16 protein-coding genes are annotated in these 18,586 nt (G+C 69.4%); 14 read left to right on the top strand and 2 right to left on the bottom strand.

Features of this window, described 5'->3' with window-relative positions; genetic code table 11:
- Positions 1–32: 32 nt before the first annotated feature.
- The 3 genes from araB to araA are packed head-to-tail and all read left to right on the top strand — an operon-like array spanning position 33 to position 3,969.
- A complete protein-coding gene (araB, locus tag QQX02_RS02935; protein WP_301141110.1) occupies positions 33–1,733 on the top strand; it encodes a ribulokinase in 1,701 nt (566 codons plus the stop codon).
- A complete protein-coding gene (locus QQX02_RS02930; protein WP_301141109.1) occupies positions 1,730–2,449 on the top strand; it encodes an L-ribulose-5-phosphate 4-epimerase in 720 nt (239 codons plus the stop codon). Before araB ends, QQX02_RS02930 begins: the two co-directional genes overlap by 4 nt.
- Positions 2,446–3,969 carry an L-arabinose isomerase gene (araA, locus tag QQX02_RS02925; RefSeq protein ID WP_436968494.1) on the top strand — a complete coding sequence of 508 codons (1,524 nt, stop codon included), beginning with the start codon at positions 2,446–2,448 and terminating at the stop codon, positions 3,967–3,969. The genes QQX02_RS02930 and araA overlap by 4 nt, the downstream gene beginning before the upstream one ends.
- Before the next feature lie 59 nt (positions 3,970–4,028).
- Here the strand turns inward: araA and QQX02_RS02920 are convergent, their stop codons facing one another.
- Complete coding sequence (locus QQX02_RS02920; protein WP_301141107.1) at positions 4,029–5,141, bottom strand: substrate-binding domain-containing protein; 1,113 nt, start codon at positions 5,139–5,141, stop codon at positions 4,029–4,031.
- The gene (locus QQX02_RS02915) at positions 5,138–7,012 is read right to left on the bottom strand and encodes a heparinase II/III domain-containing protein (protein WP_301141106.1); all 1,875 of its coding nucleotides are present in this window, start codon (positions 7,010–7,012) and stop codon (positions 5,138–5,140) included. The genes QQX02_RS02920 and QQX02_RS02915 overlap by 4 nt, the downstream gene beginning before the upstream one ends.
- A 169-nt stretch (positions 7,013–7,181) precedes the next feature.
- Between QQX02_RS02915 and QQX02_RS02910 the strand changes: the two genes are divergently transcribed.
- The 11 genes from QQX02_RS02910 to QQX02_RS02860 all read left to right on the top strand — a co-directional run bounded on the left by QQX02_RS02910 (position 7,182) and on the right by QQX02_RS02860 (position 18,574).
- Entirely contained in the window at positions 7,182–9,212 is a 2,031-nt protein-coding gene (locus QQX02_RS02910; RefSeq protein ID WP_301141104.1) for a DUF2264 domain-containing protein, read from the top strand.
- Positions 9,209–10,510 (top strand): ABC transporter substrate-binding protein, encoded by a 1,302-nt coding sequence (locus QQX02_RS02905; RefSeq protein ID WP_301141103.1) that lies wholly within the window; start codon positions 9,209–9,211, stop codon positions 10,508–10,510. The genes QQX02_RS02910 and QQX02_RS02905 overlap by 4 nt, the downstream gene beginning before the upstream one ends.
- Positions 10,511–10,611: 101 nt before the next feature.
- Positions 10,612–11,547 (top strand): carbohydrate ABC transporter permease, encoded by a 936-nt coding sequence (locus tag QQX02_RS02900; RefSeq protein WP_301141101.1) that lies wholly within the window; start codon positions 10,612–10,614, stop codon positions 11,545–11,547.
- The gene (locus tag QQX02_RS02895; RefSeq protein WP_301141100.1) at positions 11,544–12,428 is read left to right on the top strand and encodes a carbohydrate ABC transporter permease; all 885 of its coding nucleotides are present in this window, start codon (positions 11,544–11,546) and stop codon (positions 12,426–12,428) included. Before QQX02_RS02900 ends, QQX02_RS02895 begins: the two co-directional genes overlap by 4 nt.
- Before the next feature lie 3 nt (positions 12,429–12,431).
- A complete protein-coding gene (locus tag QQX02_RS02890; RefSeq protein ID WP_301141098.1) occupies positions 12,432–13,106 on the top strand; it encodes a ferredoxin-NADPH reductase in 675 nt (224 codons plus the stop codon).
- Positions 13,107–13,135: 29 nt separating this feature from the next.
- On the top strand, positions 13,136–14,305 hold the full coding sequence (locus QQX02_RS02885; protein WP_301141097.1) for a glycoside hydrolase family 88 protein: 1,170 nt from the start codon (positions 13,136–13,138) through the stop codon (positions 14,303–14,305).
- A gap of 25 nt (positions 14,306–14,330) precedes the next feature.
- On the top strand, positions 14,331–15,227 hold the full coding sequence (locus QQX02_RS02880; RefSeq protein WP_301141096.1) for a fumarylacetoacetate hydrolase family protein: 897 nt from the start codon (positions 14,331–14,333) through the stop codon (positions 15,225–15,227).
- A 4-nt stretch (positions 15,228–15,231) separates the two neighbouring features.
- Entirely contained in the window at positions 15,232–16,056 is an 825-nt protein-coding gene (gene iolB / locus QQX02_RS02875; RefSeq protein WP_301141095.1) for a 5-deoxy-glucuronate isomerase, read from the top strand.
- A 9-nt stretch (positions 16,057–16,065) separates the two neighbouring features.
- Entirely contained in the window at positions 16,066–16,830 is a 765-nt protein-coding gene (gene kduD, locus QQX02_RS02870) for a 2-dehydro-3-deoxy-D-gluconate 5-dehydrogenase KduD (RefSeq protein ID WP_301141094.1), read from the top strand.
- Complete coding sequence (locus QQX02_RS02865; protein WP_301141093.1) at positions 16,827–17,471, top strand: bifunctional 4-hydroxy-2-oxoglutarate aldolase/2-dehydro-3-deoxy-phosphogluconate aldolase; 645 nt, start codon at positions 16,827–16,829, stop codon at positions 17,469–17,471. The genes kduD and QQX02_RS02865 overlap by 4 nt, the downstream gene beginning before the upstream one ends.
- Complete coding sequence (locus QQX02_RS02860) at positions 17,471–18,574, top strand: sugar kinase (protein WP_301141092.1); 1,104 nt, start codon at positions 17,471–17,473, stop codon at positions 18,572–18,574. The genes QQX02_RS02865 and QQX02_RS02860 overlap by 1 nt, the downstream gene beginning before the upstream one ends.
- The last annotated feature ends 12 nt before the right edge of the window (positions 18,575–18,586 follow it).

The raw sequence follows: 18,586 nt of genomic DNA, 5'->3' as shown, positions 1-18,586 counted from the left end.
CCCGTCGAACAGCGCATGTTAACGTTCACGCCATGACGCTCGATGATGGCGGCAGCGACGCCGCACACGACCCCTCGCCCGGCGACGCCCATGTGATCGGCATCGACTTCGGAACCCTGTCCGGACGTGCCCTGGTGGTCCGGGTCTCCGACGGCGCCGAACTGGGCACCGCGGTTCACGAATACAGCCATGCGGTGATGGACTCCACGCTGGCCGCCACCGGCGAGAAGCTCCCGCCGGAGTGGGCGCTGCAGGTCCCGAACGACTACCGCGACGTCCTGCGCCATGCAGTTCCCGCCGCCGTGAAGGCCGCAGGAATCGACCCCGCCTCCGTGATCGGCATCGCCACCGACTTCACCGCGTCGACGCCGCTGCCGGTGCTCGCCGACGGGACCCCGCTGTGCGAGGTTCCCGGCTTCGAGGACCGCAGGCACGCCTATGTGAAGCTGTGGAAGCACCACGCCGCCCAGCAGCAGGCCGACAGGATCAACGCCGTCGCCCACGAGCGCGGCGAGTCCTGGATCTCGCGCTACGGCGGCTTCATCTCCTCCGAGTGGGAGTTTGCGAAGGCGCTGCAGCTGCTCGAGGAGGACCGCGAGATCTACGACCGCATGGACCACTGGGTCGAGGCGGCCGACTGGATCATCTGGCAGCTCTCCGGCACCTACGTGCGCAATGCCTGCACGAACGGCTACAAGGCCATCTACCAGGACGACGCCTACCCGTCGCGCGAGTATCTGGGCGCGCTGAACCCCGACTTCGCCGACTTCGCCGAGACCAAGCTCACGGGCGACATCGGCCAGCTGGGCCACGCCGCGGGAACGCTCACGGCCCAGGCCGCCGAGTGGACCGGGCTGCCCGCCGGCATCGCCGTCGCGGTGGGCAACGTCGACGCACACGTCACCGCCCCGGCCGCCAAGGCCGTCGAGCCCGGCCAGATGGTCGCCATCATGGGCACCTCGACCTGTCACGTGATGAATGGCGAGCAGCTCGCCGAGGTCCCCGGCATGTGCGGGGTGGTGCCCGGCGGCATCGTCGAGGGACTGTACGGCTACGAGGCCGGTCAGTCCGGCGTGGGCGACATCTTTGCGTGGTACGTGAAGAACCAGGTGCCCGCGTCGTACTACGCGGATGCCGAGGCAGCGGGGAAGTCGATCCACGAGCACCTCACGGACCTGGGCTACGCGGAGCCTGTCGGCGCCCACGGCCTGATCGCCCTCGACTGGCACTCCGGCAACCGCTCTGTGCTCGTCAACACCGAGCTCTCCGGGATGGTGCTGGGCGCCACGCTCACCACCCGCCCCGAGCAGATCTACCGCGCGCTCCACGAGGCCACCGCGTTCGGCACGCGCGTGATCGTCGAGACCTTCAACGCGTCCGGCGTGCCCGTCACGGAGTTCGTGGTCGCCGGCGGGCTCCTCAAGAACCGCGACCTCATGCAGGCGTACTCGGACATCCTGCGCCTGCCCATCTCCACGATCGCCTCCGACCAGGGCCCCGCGCTCGGCAGCGCCATCCACGCCGCCGTGGCCGCCGGCGCCTATCCGGACGTGCGCGCCGCGGGTGAGGCCATGGGCAAGGTGAACCGCGCCGTCTACACCCCGAACCCCGCATCGGCCGATGCCTACGACGCCCTGTACGCCGAGTACCTGCACCTGCACGACTACTTCGGCCGCGGAGGCAACGACGTCATGAAGCGTCTCAAGCAGATTCGCCGGGAGGCACACCAGTGAGCCAGTTCAGTTCCGCCGTCCAGGAGACCATCGACCGCATCCGCGCGGATGTCTCCCGCCTGCACAGCGAGCTGACGCGCTACGAGCTGGTCGTGTGGACCGGTGGCAACGTGTCCGGCCGCGTGCCGGGCGAGGAGCTGTTCGTGATCAAGCCCTCGGGCGTGAGCTACGACGAGCTCGCACCGGACAACATGATCCTGTGCACCCTCGACGGGCGAGCGGTTCCCGGTTCGCCGGGGTCCGACCGCAGCCCCTCGTCCGACACCGCCGCGCACGCATACGTGTACGAGCACATGGCCCACGTGGGCGGAGTCGTCCACACCCACTCGACGTACGCGACCGCCTGGGCGGCACGCGGCGAAGAGATCCCGTGCCACATCACCGGCATGGCCGATGAGTTCGGCGGACCCATCCCGGTGGGCCCGTTCGCGATCATCGGCGACGACAGCATCGGCCGTGGGATCGTCGCGACCCTCGACGGCCACCGCTCGAAGGCCGTGCTCATGCAGAACCACGGCGTCTTCACCATCGGCAAGGACGCCAAGGACGCGGTGAAGGCGGCCGTCATGTGCGAGGACGTGGCCCGCACCACCCACATCGCGCGCCAGGGCGGAGACCTCATCCCCCTCCCGCAGGACAAGATCGACGCCCTGTTCGATCGCTACCAGAACGTCTACGGACAGCGCGGCGGCGCCGCAGAAGGAGAATCCAAGTGAGCACCCGTTCCGTCATCCCCGATCTCGCTCAGTACGAGGTCTGGTTCCTCACCGGCAGCCAGGACCTCTACGGAGACGAGACGCTGCGACAGGTCGCCGAGCAGTCGCAGACGGTCGCGGCCGCGCTCGACGGCGCCAGCGCGGTGCCCGCGCGCATCGTGTGGAAGCCGGTCGTGAAGTCGCGCGACGGCATCCGCCAGGCCATGCTCGACGCGAACGCTGACGACAAGGTCATCGGCGTCATCGCCTGGATGCACACGTTCAGCCCCGCGAAGATGTGGATCGCCGGCCTCGGCGCCCTCGACAAGCCGCTGCTCCACCTGCACACGCAGGCGAATGTGGACCTGCCGTGGGACCAGATCGACTTCGACTTCATGAACCTCAACCAGGCCGCGCACGGCGACCGCGAGTTCGGGTACATCGAGACCCGCATGTCGATCCCGCGCACCACGGTTGCGGGTCACGCGTCACACGCCGCGACGCAGGAGCGGGTGGGCACGTGGGTGCGTGCCGCCGCCGGGCGTCACGCGACCCGCAACCTGCGCCTCGCGCGGTTCGGCGACAACATGCGCAACGTGGCGGTCACCGAGGGGGACAAGACCGAGGCCGAGATCAAGCTGGGGGTCCAGGTCAACACCTGGGGCGTCAACGAGCTCGCCGAGGTCGTGCACGCGCAGTCCGAGGCGGACATCGACGCGCTGGTGGCCGAGTACGTCGACACCTACGACGTCGACGAGAACCTTCGTCCCGGCGCGGAGCGCGCGGACTCGCTGCGCTACGGCGCCGCGATCGAGCTGGGCCTGCGGTCCTTCCTCGAGGAGGGCGGATTCACCGCCTTCACCACGACGTTCGAGGACCTGGGCGAGCTGCGTCAGCTCCCCGGCCTCGCCGTCCAGCGCCTGATGGCCGATGGCTACGGCTTCGGCGCCGAGGGCGACTGGAAGACCGCGATCCTGGTGCGCACCGCGGCCGTCATGGGCGCCGGCCTGCCCGGAGGTGCGAGCCTCATGGAGGACTACACGTACCACCTGGAGCCAGGCAACGAGCTGATCCTCGGCGCCCACATGCTCGAGGTGAACCCTGCACTGTCGAGCGAGAAGGCGCGGCTCACGGTCGCGGAGCTCGGCATCGGCGGCAAGGAGGACCCGGTGCGCCTGGTCTTCACGGCCGATGCGGGGGACGCGATCGTGGTCGCCATGAGCGACATGCGCGAGCGGTTCCGCCTGGTCGCCAACGTCGTCGAGAACGTGGCGCTCCCGGCTCCCATGCCGAAGCTGCCCGTCGGTCACGCCGTGTGGAAGCCGCAGCCCGACTTCCACACCTCCGCGACGGCCTGGATCCAGGCGGGCGCAGCCCACCACACAGTGATGTCGAACCAGGTGGGCCTCGAGGTGTTCCGCGACTTCGCGACCATGAGCGAGATCGAGCTGCTCGTGATCGACGAGTCGACCACGCTGCCGGCCTTCGCCGCTGAGATGCGCGCGAACGCCGCCTACTACCGGCTGGCCCAGGGTCTGTAGAGAGCGCTGGCGCTGGAGGCGGCCCGCAGGCCGGTGTGGGACGGGGCTCTGCCGCGCGATCAGCGCGGAGGAACCGTGGTCTCCCGGACCCGCAGGGACGGCGTGATCACGACCCGGTGAAGCGGGCGGTTCCGATCGGCGATCCGCGCGGCCAGCAGGTCGATCGCCCCGTGACCGATCGACTGCCGGGGCGGGCGAACGGCCGTGAGGCGTGGCGTGAAGATGTCGGCGAACTCGTCGTCGTACGCGATCACCGAGAGGTCGCGGGGCACGGACATCCCGTGATGGACGCAGCGCTGCACGAGCGCCGCAGCCGCCGCATCGGCGTGGACCAGGAGCGCGGTGGTGCCCGTCTCCCGACAGGCGGAGAGCACCGCGTCCGCGACCTCGGCCCAGCCTGGCTCCGATGGCTCCGGCACGTCGACGTCGATGTCTCGCGACGATCCGAGACTCAACTCGGCCAGCGCGTTGTGCCAACCCCGCCGCAGGTGCTGGCTCGTGGGGCTCGCGGTGGACGTCACCATGCCCATGCGGCGGTGTCCGAGCTCCACGAGGTGCCGCAGCGCGATGCGCGCACCCTCGGCATGGTCGGTGGTGACCGATTCCAATGCGCTTGCGAGGGCGCCGTTGCGGGCTCGGCGCTCGACCAGCACGACCGGCGTGTCCGTCCCTGCCAGCCACTCGAGGGTCTCGGTGGTGTGCTCCGCGGCCATGTTGGGGGCGAGCACGAGACCGGAGACGGCGTTGCCGTCGAGCAGCCGGTCGATCTGAGCACGCATGTCGTCGGCCTCGTAGGACGATCCTCGCAGCACGAGCCGCATGTGCCGCGCCTCGGCCGCCTTCTCGGCTCCGCGGATGACGCTTGGCCAGTAGTAGTCCAGGGATGGCACCAGCATGCCCAGGGTGATGTCGGAGGAGAAGGCGGCGTTGGTCGACGGGACCTGCTCGGTGACGTCGTCCGTACGGCGCTCGGCGAGCACGGCGCCGCCGTGGACGCGCCGCACGACGCCCTCATCGCTCAGCGCGCCGATGTCGCGCCTGAGCGTGACCTGCGTGACCCCCATGCGCTCGGCCATGTCGCTGATCCGCACCACGCCTTCCCGCTCGAGCGTGGTGATGAGGATCGCCCGCCGCTCCTCGCCCAGCATGGATCTGCGTTCAGATGCGCTCATGGTTCCTCCCGGATCGTCAGCGCGAACGACGCGCTCGTTTGGGCGTGCGGCACACGGACGGTGAGACGCGACAGCGAGTCTCCCCAGACACGGGTGAGCATGGGATCGTCAATGACTCGATGGTCCCACGTGCTCGTCAGCGTGGCGTCCCAGTCGAGCACGACTGTCCGGCCGGCGAGGGTGCGGACGCGGACGGGGCCACGTCCGTGGCCGTGGTCGACCTCTCCCGCGATGATCACCCGCCAGAGGGTGGGCGACTCCGCAGCGAACGCGGGCCATGCGTCCTCCAGGGTCACCGTCCCGGCCGCGTGGTCGACCCGGAGCGTGCGGCGCCACCACGGGGCCGGGCAGTCGGGGTACGCGCCAGCAAGGTCGATGGACAGCTCGCCGTGCTCCTCGGTGCTGGACATCCGTGCCTCACCCGCCCGCCAGGAGGCGCCCTGCCCCTGGCCGATGCCCGCGATCGCGGGCACCGAGTGCCACGCGTCCTGCATCGTCCAGATGTCGTACCGGCGCGGGGAGAACGTCTCGCGCGTGTACGTGGGGCGGCCCGGGTCCACGATGACAGGCACGCCGTCCAGGGCGATGATGCACGAGCCCACGTCGAGGTGGTTGTGATGCTCGGCATTGTGCCCACCCTTGAGCACCGCAGTGAGGCGGTGATGCCCCCGGGGCCGCAGGATGCCGAGCTCGATGGACGGCAGCCACACGTCGGCCGCGGCCGGAGGCGCGGAGCCCATCGCGCGGTGCCACGCGGTGTCGGTGAGGGCGAGCAGGGTGCGTCCGCACCCCTGGTCCTCGGTGGCGACTGCGGTCGCGGCCTCGACCCTGCTCGCGGCGAAGCGCGCGCTCGACGTGAGCCCCCACTCGGAGGCCGCCCGGTGCAGGCTGTGCCAGGGCGCAGATTCGTGGGGGCGAGCGGACGAGTCGGAGACGCTGACGAACCACGGTCCCGCGAGGTTCATCGCGGCGGGGAACTCGATGCTGGCGCGCAGCGCGCCGAGGGCCGTCAGGTCGAGCGGCCCGAAGCACTGCTGCAGCAGGTGGATCGCCTCCAACGCGCGGCAGGCTCCGTTCCACCAGTACCCGTAGCCTTCGTCGATCGCCCCGTCGTCGGGCAGGCGGGAGAGGTAGAGGTCGAGCCCGGCCACCGCGAGCGCGAGCACCTCATCGCGCTCTGCTCCGTCCAGCAGTGCCAGCGCACCGCAGATGACGTTGCCATGGATCCACGGGTTCCAGTTGTGCACGTCGCCGTCGAGGCCGATCCAGTGCCAGTCCCGGCGGCGAACGAAGGGCGCGAACGCGCGGGACCGAGCCTCATGCCGCACTCGTCGGCGCAGCCCGGGCGCGTGCGCGTCGAGTTGTTCGCCCAGGAGTGCATCGATCCAGGCGAGCTGCGCGAGCACCTCACCGGCGCCCAGGTCCAGGTACGGGCGGGTCATGTCCGGCACGTGGTCGCCTCGATCTCCCACCTCGTCGTGGGCGGGCCAGCACCAGGAGGACTGCTCGCACAGTGCGGTGACGCCATCGACCACCTCGTCGATCCAGCGGGGCTCGAGCGACACGGCTGCCGTCACCGCCGCGCGGGTGAGGCGCTGGTGGCGGGCGTGAACGTAGTCCTCGTAGAGCGTGCGGTCGCCGTCGCGGTGGTACCGCGCGTACAGCGAGGCCGGGACGACGGGCCAGTCCGTACCGAGGTCGTCCTGTGCGCGCGCCATGATCGCGTCCACGCTGGGACCGTGCAGCGCCTGGGGATTGCCCCAGGTCGACCGGTCGGATGCCGGCGCCACCGGCAGCGGCGCGGGTTTGCGTTCGCGCACGGTCGACCACGCCTGCATCAGCGGGCCCTCGGGTGGGGGCTCTGCGACCACGGTGTCCTCCTCGTTTCGCCCCAGACTACTGTGCGCTTTTGTTCGTTTCAAGCACCTTTGGTCTCGAAATGGTGACAGTAGTTGACAATTACGAAACTTAAGCGCTTGACTGTGGGCGAAGTCAGACACGCAGCACCCGTTCCCCATCTCATCGACGAGAGGCCCGCACATGCGCCGGAGCACCGAGGACGCCACACCCGGCGTGGTGCCTCTTCGCACACGCGATGACCTGGAAGCGCTCGCGCTCAGAATGCTCGCGGCGACGGAACGGCATGCGGACGATGCGGCCTCACACGTGCGCCTGCCGGGACCGACCGGTGGCTACGGCGCCGCGGTCGACGGCCTCGAAGGGTTTGCTCGGACGTTCCTCATTGCGGGCTTCGTGCTCGCCGGCCGCGAGGGTGACGATCCGGCAGGACTGCTGGAGCGGTTCGGGCGCGGCCTGTCCGCGGGCACCGACCCTGCTGGCTCCCACCGGTGGCCCCGTCTCGAAGAGCACGCCCAGGCCAAGGTCGAGGCCGCCTCCATCGCTCTGATCCTCGACATGACGCGGCCGTGGCTGTGGGAGGGGCTCGACAGCACCGTCCAGCGCCGCGTGATCGACTACCTCGCCGCCGCCGTCGGCGACGACACCTATCCCCGCATCAACTGGGTGTGGTTCCGACTGGTGGTCCAGACCTTCCTGCGCTCCGTGGGCGGCCCGCACTCCGAGGCGGAGATGCGCGAGGATCTGGCCACTCACGACACGTTCGTCCGCCCGGGCGGATGGCTCTCCGACGGCGCCGAGCGTGCCTTCGACCACTACTCGGGGTGGGCGCTGCACCTGTACCCGGCGCTGTGGTCCCGCATGGAGGGCGCACGCGACCTCGCGGCGGGCCGTGCCGCGCAGGATCGCCTGCTGCTCGACCGCTTCCTCACGGATGCGCTGAGCCTCGTCGGTGCGGACGGGTCCCCCCTGATTCAGGGGCGGAGCCTCATCTACCGGTTCGCCGCCGCAGCGCCGATGTGGGCCGGGGTCCTGTCGGAGGTGCCGTCGCACGATGCGGGCACGCTGCGGGCTGCCGCGATGCGCATCGTCCAGCACTTCGTCGACCGTGGAGCACCGGACGAGGACGGGCTGCTCACCCTGGGGTGGCATGGCCCGTGGCCCGCGCTCGCCCAGCGCTACTCCGGCCCCGGGTCTCCCTACTGGGCAGCCAAGGGACTCCTCGGACTGGCGCTTCCCGCGCATCACGAGGTGTGGGGAGCTCCCGCGGCGCAGCTTCCGATCGACTCGGGTGACGTGATTCGTCTTGCCCAGGCGCCCGGCTGGATCATCTCAGGCACCTCAGACGACGGCATCGTCCGGGTCGTCAATCACGGCACCGACCACGCGGTGGAGGGCGCACTCACCGGCGACTCGCCGTTGTACGCACGCCTCACCTACAGCACCCGCACCTCACCGCTCCTGGACGAAGCCAGCTGGCGCTCGCCGCTCGACGGGTCGGTGACCCTGGTGGACGCCGACGAGGAGTCCACGCATCGCGCGGGGCTCACGCCGCTGGCCCTCGAGATGGACACGGACGGAATCGCGGCCGTGGGTGCCTCACGCGCACAGGTGCACTGGATCACGCCTGACCTCATCCAGCAGCGTCACGGCTCGGGGCTCACCGGAGACGCGGTCGTCGCGGCCAGCGTGACCACGCTGTCGCTGGTGCGCGGCGCGTGGGAGGTGCGCTGCGTGCGCATGGACCACGTCACCGAGGCGGGCCGCGAGCGTGCCGTCACGATGCGCATCGGCGGCTGGGCCGTCGCGGCGGGCGTGGAGCACGTGAACGGCGGCAAGGCCAGCGTGGCCGGCGACCACGGCGTCAGCACCGTCGAGTGCGCACACCCTCACGCCCACGCGCACGTGCACCATCGACGTGACGCCACACCGCTCGGCGACGCCACCGACATCCCCGTGATCGACATCGACGTCGCGCACATCGTGCCGGGCGAGTGGATCGCCGTGACGGTCGGACTCGTCGGGGGCCTCGCTGGCGTCGGCCAGGCGCCGCGCGTACGGCTCGACGGCGATGTGCTCGCCGTCGTCTGGGCGGACGGACAGCAGTCCACGCTCACCCTCGACCACCACATTTCTGAAGAGGGCGCCGCCCTCTCCAGTGAAACCAGGGTCGCATCTGACCCGACCACCACCCCCACCAAGGAGGCGCAATGAAGCACCACGTGATGAGAAGCGCGGGAGTCGCGATCGCAGCGGCCCTCACGCTCGCTGCCTGCTCGAGCGACGATGGCTCGAGCTCGACCCCCGATGACACCGGTTCCGGCTCGGGCGACGAGCCCGTCACCCTCACCATGTCGGCCTGGAGCCTGGACAGCACGCCCGAGTTCCAGCTGCTGGCAGACGAGTTCAACGCCATCAACCCGAACGTGACCGTCGAGCTCCAGGAGTACGACGCCGCGGAGTACGACACGCAGATCACGGCCGACCTGTCCGCAGGCGCGGCGCCTGACCTGTACATCCTCAAGAACCTCAAGTACTTCGCCACCTTCCAGGACGGCGAGCAGCTCGTGGACGTGAGCGACGTCGCTGACGGCGTGGGCGAGGGCAACGGCGCCCTCGACTTCTACGAGGTCGACGGGGCGACGTGGGCGGTGCCGTATCGCCAGGACACCTGGTTCACCTACTACAACAAGTCCCTGTTCGACGAGGCCGGCATCGCGCACCCGGAAGGCGCCATCACCTGGGATGAGTACGCGGACCTCGCCAACCAGCTCAACGATGGGCTCGACGCGACCGGGTCGTACCAGCACAGCTGGCAGTCGACCCTGCAGGGCTTCGCGCTCGCGCAGACGCCTGGCGCCGACCTCTTCAGCGGCGACTTCTCATTCCTGGCTCCGTATTACGACCGGGTGCTCGCGATGCAGGAGTCGGGCGCTCAGACCGACTTCGCGACCGTCCAGACCAACCAGCTGACCTACCAGGCGCAGTTCGGCACCCAGGAGGCCGCGATGATGAACATGGGCTCCTGGTACGTCGCCACGCTGATCGCACAGCAGGAGAGCGGCGAGGCCGAGGACTTCGAGTGGGGCTTCATGCCCGCACCGCAGTACGACGACTCGACTCTCGAGACCCCCGTGTCGTTCGGTGACCCGACCGCGGTCGGTATCAACCCGCAGATCGACGAGGCGAAGATGGACGCCGCCAAGGAGTTCCTGGCGTTCGTGGGGTCCGAGGACGCGGCTTCGGCTCTCGCGCAGATCGGCATCAAGCCGGCCTTCGCCTCTGACGCCGTCACCGAGGCCTACTTCTCCGTTGCGGGCCTGCCCCAGGACGAGCTGTCGCAGTTCGCCTTCGGCACGCACGAGACGCTCCCTGAGAACCCGGTGTCGCTCGACACCGCGGCGATTCAGAACATCCTGAACGACGCTCACTCCGCGATTCTCACCGACTCCGTCAGCGTGGAGGACGGCATCGCTGAGGCCCAGGAGCGCGTGGCCAACGAGGTGGGCTAGCCCCCACACGCCGATGGCGGGGTCGGTCCTCACCGGCCCCGCCATCGTCTGGGGTGCTCCTCCTCGACCCTGACCGTCACTGCAACGGAACGAGAGACACGATGACAATGGCAACAGACGCGCCAGCGGTGCGGGAAGTGCAGCCGGGCGGCTCGCGCAAGCCCCGCAACGCGATGCGCCGGCGCAACACCCTCATCGGCTGGTCATTCATCCTCCCGAACTTCCTCGGGTTCGGGCTGGTCACGCTGATCCCCGTGGTGTTCCTGTTCTATATGGCGTTCACGGAATGGAGCGCCTTCGGTGACCCGGAGTTCCTCGGGTTCGACAACTTCACCCGCCTCATCGGGGACGGATCCTTCCAGACCTCGCTGGGGAACACGCTCTACTACAGCGTCTTCCACATTCCGCTGACATTGGTCGCGGCGCTGTCGCTCGCGATGCTGCTGAACACCAAGCTGCGCGGCGTGGCCTTCTTCCGCACCGCCGCGTTCTTCCCGTACATCACCGCCGTGGTGGCCATCGCCGCCGTGTGGAGCCAGCTCTTCAGCGCTGACGGCGTCATCAACCAGATCCTGGGCGTCGTCGGACTCGACCCCGGCGTCGGCTGGACCGCCGACAGCACGCTCGCCATGCCCGCCGTGATCCTCGTGAGCGTCTGGCGCGACACCGGGTTCTTCATGCTGCTGTACCTGGCCGGACTTCAGACCGTGCCGCGCACCCTGTACGAGGCCGCACGCGTCGACGGAGCCAGCGCGTGGCAGCGCTTCTGGAACGTCACGTGGCCGTGCCTGCGTCCCACCACCTTCTTCGTCACCGTCATGCTCACCATCCAGTCGCTCAAGGTGTTCGACCTGGTGTTCCTGCTCACGGCGGGCGGCCCCGGCCAGTCCACGTTCGTGCTGGCCCAGTTCATCTATCAGAAGGGCATCGTCGAGTTCGAGTACGGCTACGCGTCAGCGGGCGCCATCGTGCTGTTCTCGATGTCGCTCGTCGTCACCATTGTCCAGTTCCTTGTCAACAAGAGGATCGAACGATGACCACTTCCTCCCTGACGTCGTCCAGCCCGTCGGGCTCGCGCACGAGCCTCGAGCGCAGCCCCCTGTACCCGCTCTACCGGGTCATCGGCTACATGGCGCTCATCATCGCCGCCGCGGCCGTGATGCTTCCCTTCGCGTGGATGATCATCTCCTCGCTCAAGATGAACAACCAGGTCTTCACCGTCCCCGTGCAGTGGATCCCGGACCCAGTCCAGTGGAGCAACTACATCGAGATCTGGCAGAAGTCGGACATGTTCCTGTGGACGCGCAACACGCTGTTCCTGTCGGTCGTGATCACGTTCCTGCAGTGCCTGACTGGATCGTTCGCGGCGTACGGATTCTCGAAGATGCGGTTCCCCGGGCGCGACACGCTGTTCCTGATGTACGTCGCGACGATCGCGGTGCCGTGGCAGGCGTACATGGTGCCGCAGTTCCAGATCTTCACGGAGATCGGGCTCAACAACACGTTGTGGGCCATGATCGCGCTGCAGGCCTTCGGTGCGTTCGGCGTGTTCCTGATGCGTCAGTACTTCGAGTCGATTCCGCCGGAGCTCAGCGAGGCGGCCAGGGTGGATGGGCTCAACGAATACGGCATCTACCGCAGGATCATGCTGCCGCTCGCGATTCCCGGCATCGCATCACTCGCGCTGCTGACCTTCGTGAACACCTGGAACGACTTCCTCGGGCCGCTGATCTACCTGCGCGACCGTGACATCTGGACCATCCAGATCGGACTGAACTCGTTCATCGACCAGTACAACGCGGAGCACGCGCTCATCATGACGGGCTCGGTGCTGTCGGTGCTGCCCATCGCGCTGATCTTCGGATTCGCTCAGCGCTACTTCGTCGAGGGCGTCGCCACGACCGGGCTGAAGGGCTGACCGATGAACGACTCCTTCCAGCGCGCCTTCGAGACCGTCACGGGGATGGCGTACGTCATCCTCATGACCAACATCCTGGTGGGCATCCCCGTGCTGCCGATCGTGCTGCTGTACGCCACCACCGACCTCGGCTTCAGCTGGCACGCGCTGCTGGTCCTCATGCCCTTCGTCGCTCCGTTGTTCGCTGCGGCGTTCGGCGTCATGACGCGGTTCAGCGACACGGGTCAGACCACCGTGATCCGCACGTTCATCGCGACGCTGCGGGCCACGTTCCGGCCGGCCCTGATCGTGGGCGTCACGGCCACCGCGGTGCTCGCGATCGTGATCATCGACGTGGGCATCGTGTGGGAGTCGCGGTGGGGCGCGCTGGTGATCCCCATTCTCGCCACCATCGGTGTCGTGACGCTCATCACGTCCCTCACCGTCCTGGTCGCGCTGGCCGTCGAGCCCGAGGCGCGTCTGCGACTCGCATGGAAGGCGAGCCTCGCGCTGGCGGTGCGCCGGTGGTACCTCTCGGCCCTGTCGCTGGTGGTGCTCAGCGTGTTCGCGGGCTTCGCGATCCAGCAGCCCGCGCTCGGCCTCGGCCTGGCCCTCACCCCCGCCCTGTACCTGGTGTGGGCGAACGCACGCTATTCGCTGCGTCCCGTCCTGCCCCCCGTCATGGCCCCCGCGGCATGACCCGCAACCCACCCCTAGGAGAGAAGACAATGCCCCTCACGTCGCAGGCGAGAGCCGATGCCACAGACATCGACGCTGCGCTCGCTGCCGCGATCCGCACCGTGCGCGCGAACATCGCCGCATTCGGAACGGCATACCCCGACGACACCACGACGGATGATCGCTACCGTCCGCGGCAGCGCGAGGGCCTTCCCGAGGGATCGAATGTGGGGTGGACCACGGGCTTCTGGCCGGGGATGCTGTGGCTGGCGTACGAGCACACGGACGACGAGCAGTTCGCGACGGCCGCGAGCGCGCACGTGCAGTCCTTCCGCGAGCGCGTCGAGGGGCGCATCGACACGGAGACGCACGACCTCGGCTTCCTCTATCAGCTGTCCTGCGTCGTCCCGTCCGATCGCCTGGGCGACGCCCTCGCCCGCCGGGCGGCCCTGGATGCGGCCGATGCGCTCATGGAGCGGTACATCCCTGCGGCGGGCATCATCCAGGCCTGGGGGGCGCTCGACGATCCGACGCAGCGCGGACGGACCATCATCGACAGCCTCATGAACACGCCGCTGCTTCACTGGGCGTCTCGCGAGAGCGGCGACCCCGCGTATGCCGCGGCGGCGCTGACCCACGTCCAGCAGCTCAGCGAGAACATCTTCCGGCCCGATGGGTCGACGTTCCACACCTTCTATTGGGACGCCGACAGCGGGCGCCCGATGCGCGGAGCGACGGAGCAGGGCAGCGCCGACGACTCCTGCTGGGCGCGGGGACAGGCGTGGGGGATCTACGGATTCGCCATCAACTACCGGCTCACGGGTCGCTCCGAATTCCTCGACGCCGCCCGCACGTGCGCCGCGTACTTCGAGTCTCGCCTCGACGAGCGCCGCGTGCCGCCGTGGGATCTTGCCGAGGCCGGCCAGCCGGGCACGCTGCGTGACTCGTCGGCCGCTGCGATCGCCGCTGCGGGACTGATGGAGATCGACGCCGCCAGTGGTGGCGACCCGGCGGCACGCGCGACCGCGCTCGCGATCATGGACACCCTCGTGGCGCATTACACGCCCGGCCCCGATGACGACTCGAACGCACTCCTGGTGCACGGCGTCTACGACATGCCCAAGGACGTGGGCATCGATGAGGGCACGCTGTGGGGCGACTACTTCTACCTCGAGAACCTCGTGCGTCTGAGCCATCCCGACCGTCCGTCGTTCTGGTGACGGGCGGGGAGAGGAGGCGCGCAGCATGAGGCTGGTGAGCTTCGCAGGCGACGCGGGAGCCCGACTCGGTGCACTCACGGAGGATGGCTCCGCGCTCGTCGACATCGGCGCGCGCGACCGCGCCCCGGCGTCGATGTCGCGCCTGCTGTGGGGCGGCTCCGAGGCCTGGTCCGCGGTGCGCGCCGAGTCATCGGCCAGCGCGGCGGTGCGCCTCTCTCTCGAGGAGGCCAGGCTGCTGGCTCCCGTGCCGGACCCCGGGATGCTGGTGTGCATCGGCTACAACTACTTCGGCCATGGCGACGAGGACGGCGCCGTGCCCGACCACCCGGACGTGTTCGCGAAGGCGCCCCAGTCGATCATCGGTCCCGGGGACGCCATCAGGCTGCCTCCCGAGTCGAACGAGGTGGATTACGAGGGCGAACTCGCCGTCGTGATCGGCAGCCACGCGTCGCGGGTGCGTGAGGCCGATGCGCTCTCCCATGTCGCTGGCTACACCATCCTCAACGACGTCAGCGCCCGGGACGTGCAGGCGTGGGGATCGCAGTGGACCCTCGGCAAGTCGTTCGACACCTTCGGGCCGATGGGCCCGTGGCTCACCACGGCCGACGAGGTTCCCGATCCCCAGGCGCTCGACATCACGGTGGAGTGCCACGGAGAAGTGACGGTGAGGTCTCACACCTCGCGCATGATCCGCTCCGTGGCGTGGCTGGTGTCCCACGTGAGCCGAGCCATCGCCTTGCGTCCCGGCGACGTGATCGCGACCGGCACACCGGGAAAGCTCCCCGGGCCCGCGGCCTCCGGCCGTTCGCTGAGCCCCGGCGACACCGTATCGATCACCTACGGCCACCTCGGCACTCTCACGTCCCCGGTGGTCTCCCATTCCTTCCGGCCCGAGTCCATGTCCCAACCCCAAGAAAGGTGACACCATGACCGCCAAGTACCACAGCGAGATCGGCACGGAGCAGGGGCTGAACACCCTGCCGCACAACCCCTGCGAGCTGCTCGACTTCTCGACCGTCAGGCTCGCCAAGGGCCAGAGCCACGAGGGCCACTCGGGCGATCGCGAGATTCTCGCCGTCGTCCTGGGGGGCAAGGTGGACGTCCGCGTGGGCGACAGCTCGTTCGCCGCCGTCGGCGGGCGCCCGAACGTCTTCGCGGGCAAGCCGCACTCGGTCTACATTCCCGCGGGCCGCGACTACTCGTTCACCGCAGTGACGGACGTGCAGATCGCGCTGCCGTCGGCGCCGAGCGACCTGGACGTGGATCCGTACGTCATCGCTCCCGATCGCGTCGCGAACGGCCGGTGGGGCGCGGCGAACTTCTCGCGCAACTTCCACCAGATCCTCACCGAGGTCGCACAGCCCGACCTCCCGGCACGCCGCCTGATCGTGGGGGAGACGTTCACCCCCTCCGGCAACTGGGCGACCTACCCGCCGCACCGCCACAAGGTGGATGACCTGCCCCGCGAGGCGCGCCACGAGGAGATGTACTACTACCTCGTGAACCCCGGCGACGGTTTCGGCATCTCGCGCGTCACAACTGACGAGGGCGACGAGGAGAACTACACGATCCGCAACAACGTGATGCAGATGATGCCCGAGGGGTACCACACGCTCGTCTCGGCTCCCGGCTACGAGACGTACTTCCTGTGGTTCCTCGCAGGCGAGCAGCGCACGCAGGGCGCGATCGACGATCCCGATGTGGGCTGGGTCGCGCGCACCGTCCCGATGCTGCGCGCACTGGGCCACTAGGAGGTCATGATGATCCTCGACTCGTTCCGTCTGGACGGCACGGTCGCGCTCGTCACGGGGGCAGGTCGCGGCCTCGGTCGCGGCCTCGCCCTCGCGCTGGCGGAGGCCGGTGCGGACATCGCCCTCCTCGACCGCTCGGGCGCTCCCGAGGTGGCCGAGGAGGTCACGGCTTTGGGCAGACGCGCCATGCCCGTCGCGTGCGACTTCCTGGAGGCCTCGCCGAGTGACCTCCGGGCAGTGGTCGCATCGGTGGTGGCCGAACTCGGCTCGCTCGACGTCCTGGTCAACAACGCCGGCATCATTCGCCGGGCGCCCGCGCTCGAGCACTCCGCTCAGGACTGGGATGACGTGATGCGCGTGAACCTCGACGCCGTCTTCCACCTGTCGCAGGCCGCCGCCGCGGGCATGGCCGAGGCCGGTCGCGGGTCGATCGTGAACATCGCGTCGATGCTGTCGTATCAGGGCGGCATCAACGTCCCGTCCTACACCGCCTCCAAGCACGGGGTGATGGGGCTGACGCGCGCCTTCGCGAACGAGTGGGCCGCGAGCGGGATCACCGTCAACGCGATCGCGCCCGGATACATGGCCACGGACAACACGGCGCCCCTGCGGGCCGATGCCGAGCGCTCGGCGTCGATTCTTGCGCGCATTCCTGCCGCCCGGTGGGGAGTACCCGAGGATCTGCAGGGCGCCGTCGTCCTGCTCGCCTCGCGAGCGGGTGCATACATCAACGGTGCGACCATTCCGGTTGACGGCGGATGGCTGGCGCGATGAGCGCGGCGGGCCACCCCGTCCTCGCGGAGCTCGCCCGGCATCGGCTGGTGCCCGTGATCGTCATCGAGGACCCGTCCGCGGCAACGCTGCTCGGCGACGGTCTGGTGGGTGGCGGGCTGCCGGTGGCGGAGGTCACCCTCCGGACTCCCGGGGCCCTGGACGCCATCGCGACGCTCGCGGCACGCGGCGACCTGCTGGTGGGGGCGGGCACCGTCCTCACCGTGGACCAGGTGGACCGTGCGGTCGACGCCGGGGCGCAGTACATCGTCAGCCCTGGCACCTCGGCCGAGGTCATCGCGCGCTGCCACGAGCGGGGTGTGGCCGCGCTGCCCGGTGCCGTGACGGCGACGGAAGTGCAGGCCGCGCTCACGGCTGGCGTGACCACGGTCAAGTTCTTCCCGGCGAGCACCTCGGGAGGCCCCGCCGCGATTCGTGCGCTCGCCGCGCCGTTCGCGGGGGTCTCGTTCGTCCCGACCGGGGGCATCGGCGCCGATGACGTGGCCCAGTACCTCGCGATTCCCGCCGTCAGCGCGGTCGGAGGCTCGTGGATGGTGCCCCGGGAGGCGCTCCGGAACGGCGATGGCGAAGAGATTCGACGACAGGTCGCGGCGGCGGTGTCGGCGGCGACGAAGGAGGAGTGATGGCGAAGGATCTGGCAGTGCGCCCCGCGCAGGAGTGCGCCTACGACGTGGTGTCCCTCGGTGAGGTGATGCTGAGGCTCGACCCCGGCCAGGGCCGAGTGCGCACCGCGCGCAGCTTCGACGCCTACGAGGGCGGCGGCGAGTACAACGTCGCACGCGGGCTGGCCCGCGTGTTCGGCCACCGCGCGGCGGTCGTGACGTCGCTCGTGGACAACGAGGTCGGACGGCTCGTCGAGGGACTGATCATGGCGGGCGGCGTCGACGCCTCGTGGATTCGGTGGCGAGACTTCGACGGCGTGGGTCGCGCCGCCCGCAACGGGCTCAACTTCACGGAGCGCGGCTTCGGCGTGCGCGGAGCGGTGGGTGTCTCGGACCGTGGTCACACGGCCGCATCGCTGCTGGCGGCGGACGAGGTGGACTGGGACGCGCTGTTCTCGTCGGGAGTGCGGTGGCTGCACACCGGCGGGATCTTCGCCGCGCTGTCCGACACCGCGGCTGACACCGTCGTGGCTGCGCTGGAGGCGGCGCGCCGGCACTCGGTCGTGGTCTCGTACGACCTCAACTATCGCCCGAGCCTGTGGAAGGCGGTGGGCGGTCGCGAGCGTGCTCAGGAGGTCAACCGACGCATCGCGCCGCTCGTCGACGTGATGCTCGGAAACGAGGAGGACTTCACCGCCGCGCTGGGTTTCGAGGTCCCTGGCGTCGACGCGTCGCTCGACGAACTCGACGTGAGCGGCTTCGAGGCGATGATCGCCGAGGTCACCCGTCAGTACCCGAACTTCGCGGTGGTCGCCACCACGATGCGCACGGTGCGCAGCGCCACCATCAACGACTGGGGCGCCCTCGCATGGTCTCGCGAGAGCGGGATCGTGCACGCGACGCACCGGCCCGATCTGGAGATCTTCGACCGCGTGGGAGGGGGTGACTCGTTCGCGTCTGGACTCATCGCTGGACTGCTCGCGGGCGAGGGCCTGCGGACCGCGGTGGAGTGGGGTGCCGCGCACGGCGCCTTGGCGATGACGACGCCGGGCGACACCTCGATGGCCTCGGCCGCAGACGTGTTCAAGCTCGCGGGAGGCGGCGGCGCCCGGGTGGACCGCTGACCGCGAGCGGGG

It is taken from the genome of Demequina muriae (genome assembly GCF_030418295.1).
Lineage (GTDB): Bacteria > Actinomycetota > Actinomycetes > Actinomycetales > Demequinaceae > Demequina > Demequina muriae.
This window is presented reverse-complemented; position numbering and strand designations above follow the sequence as displayed.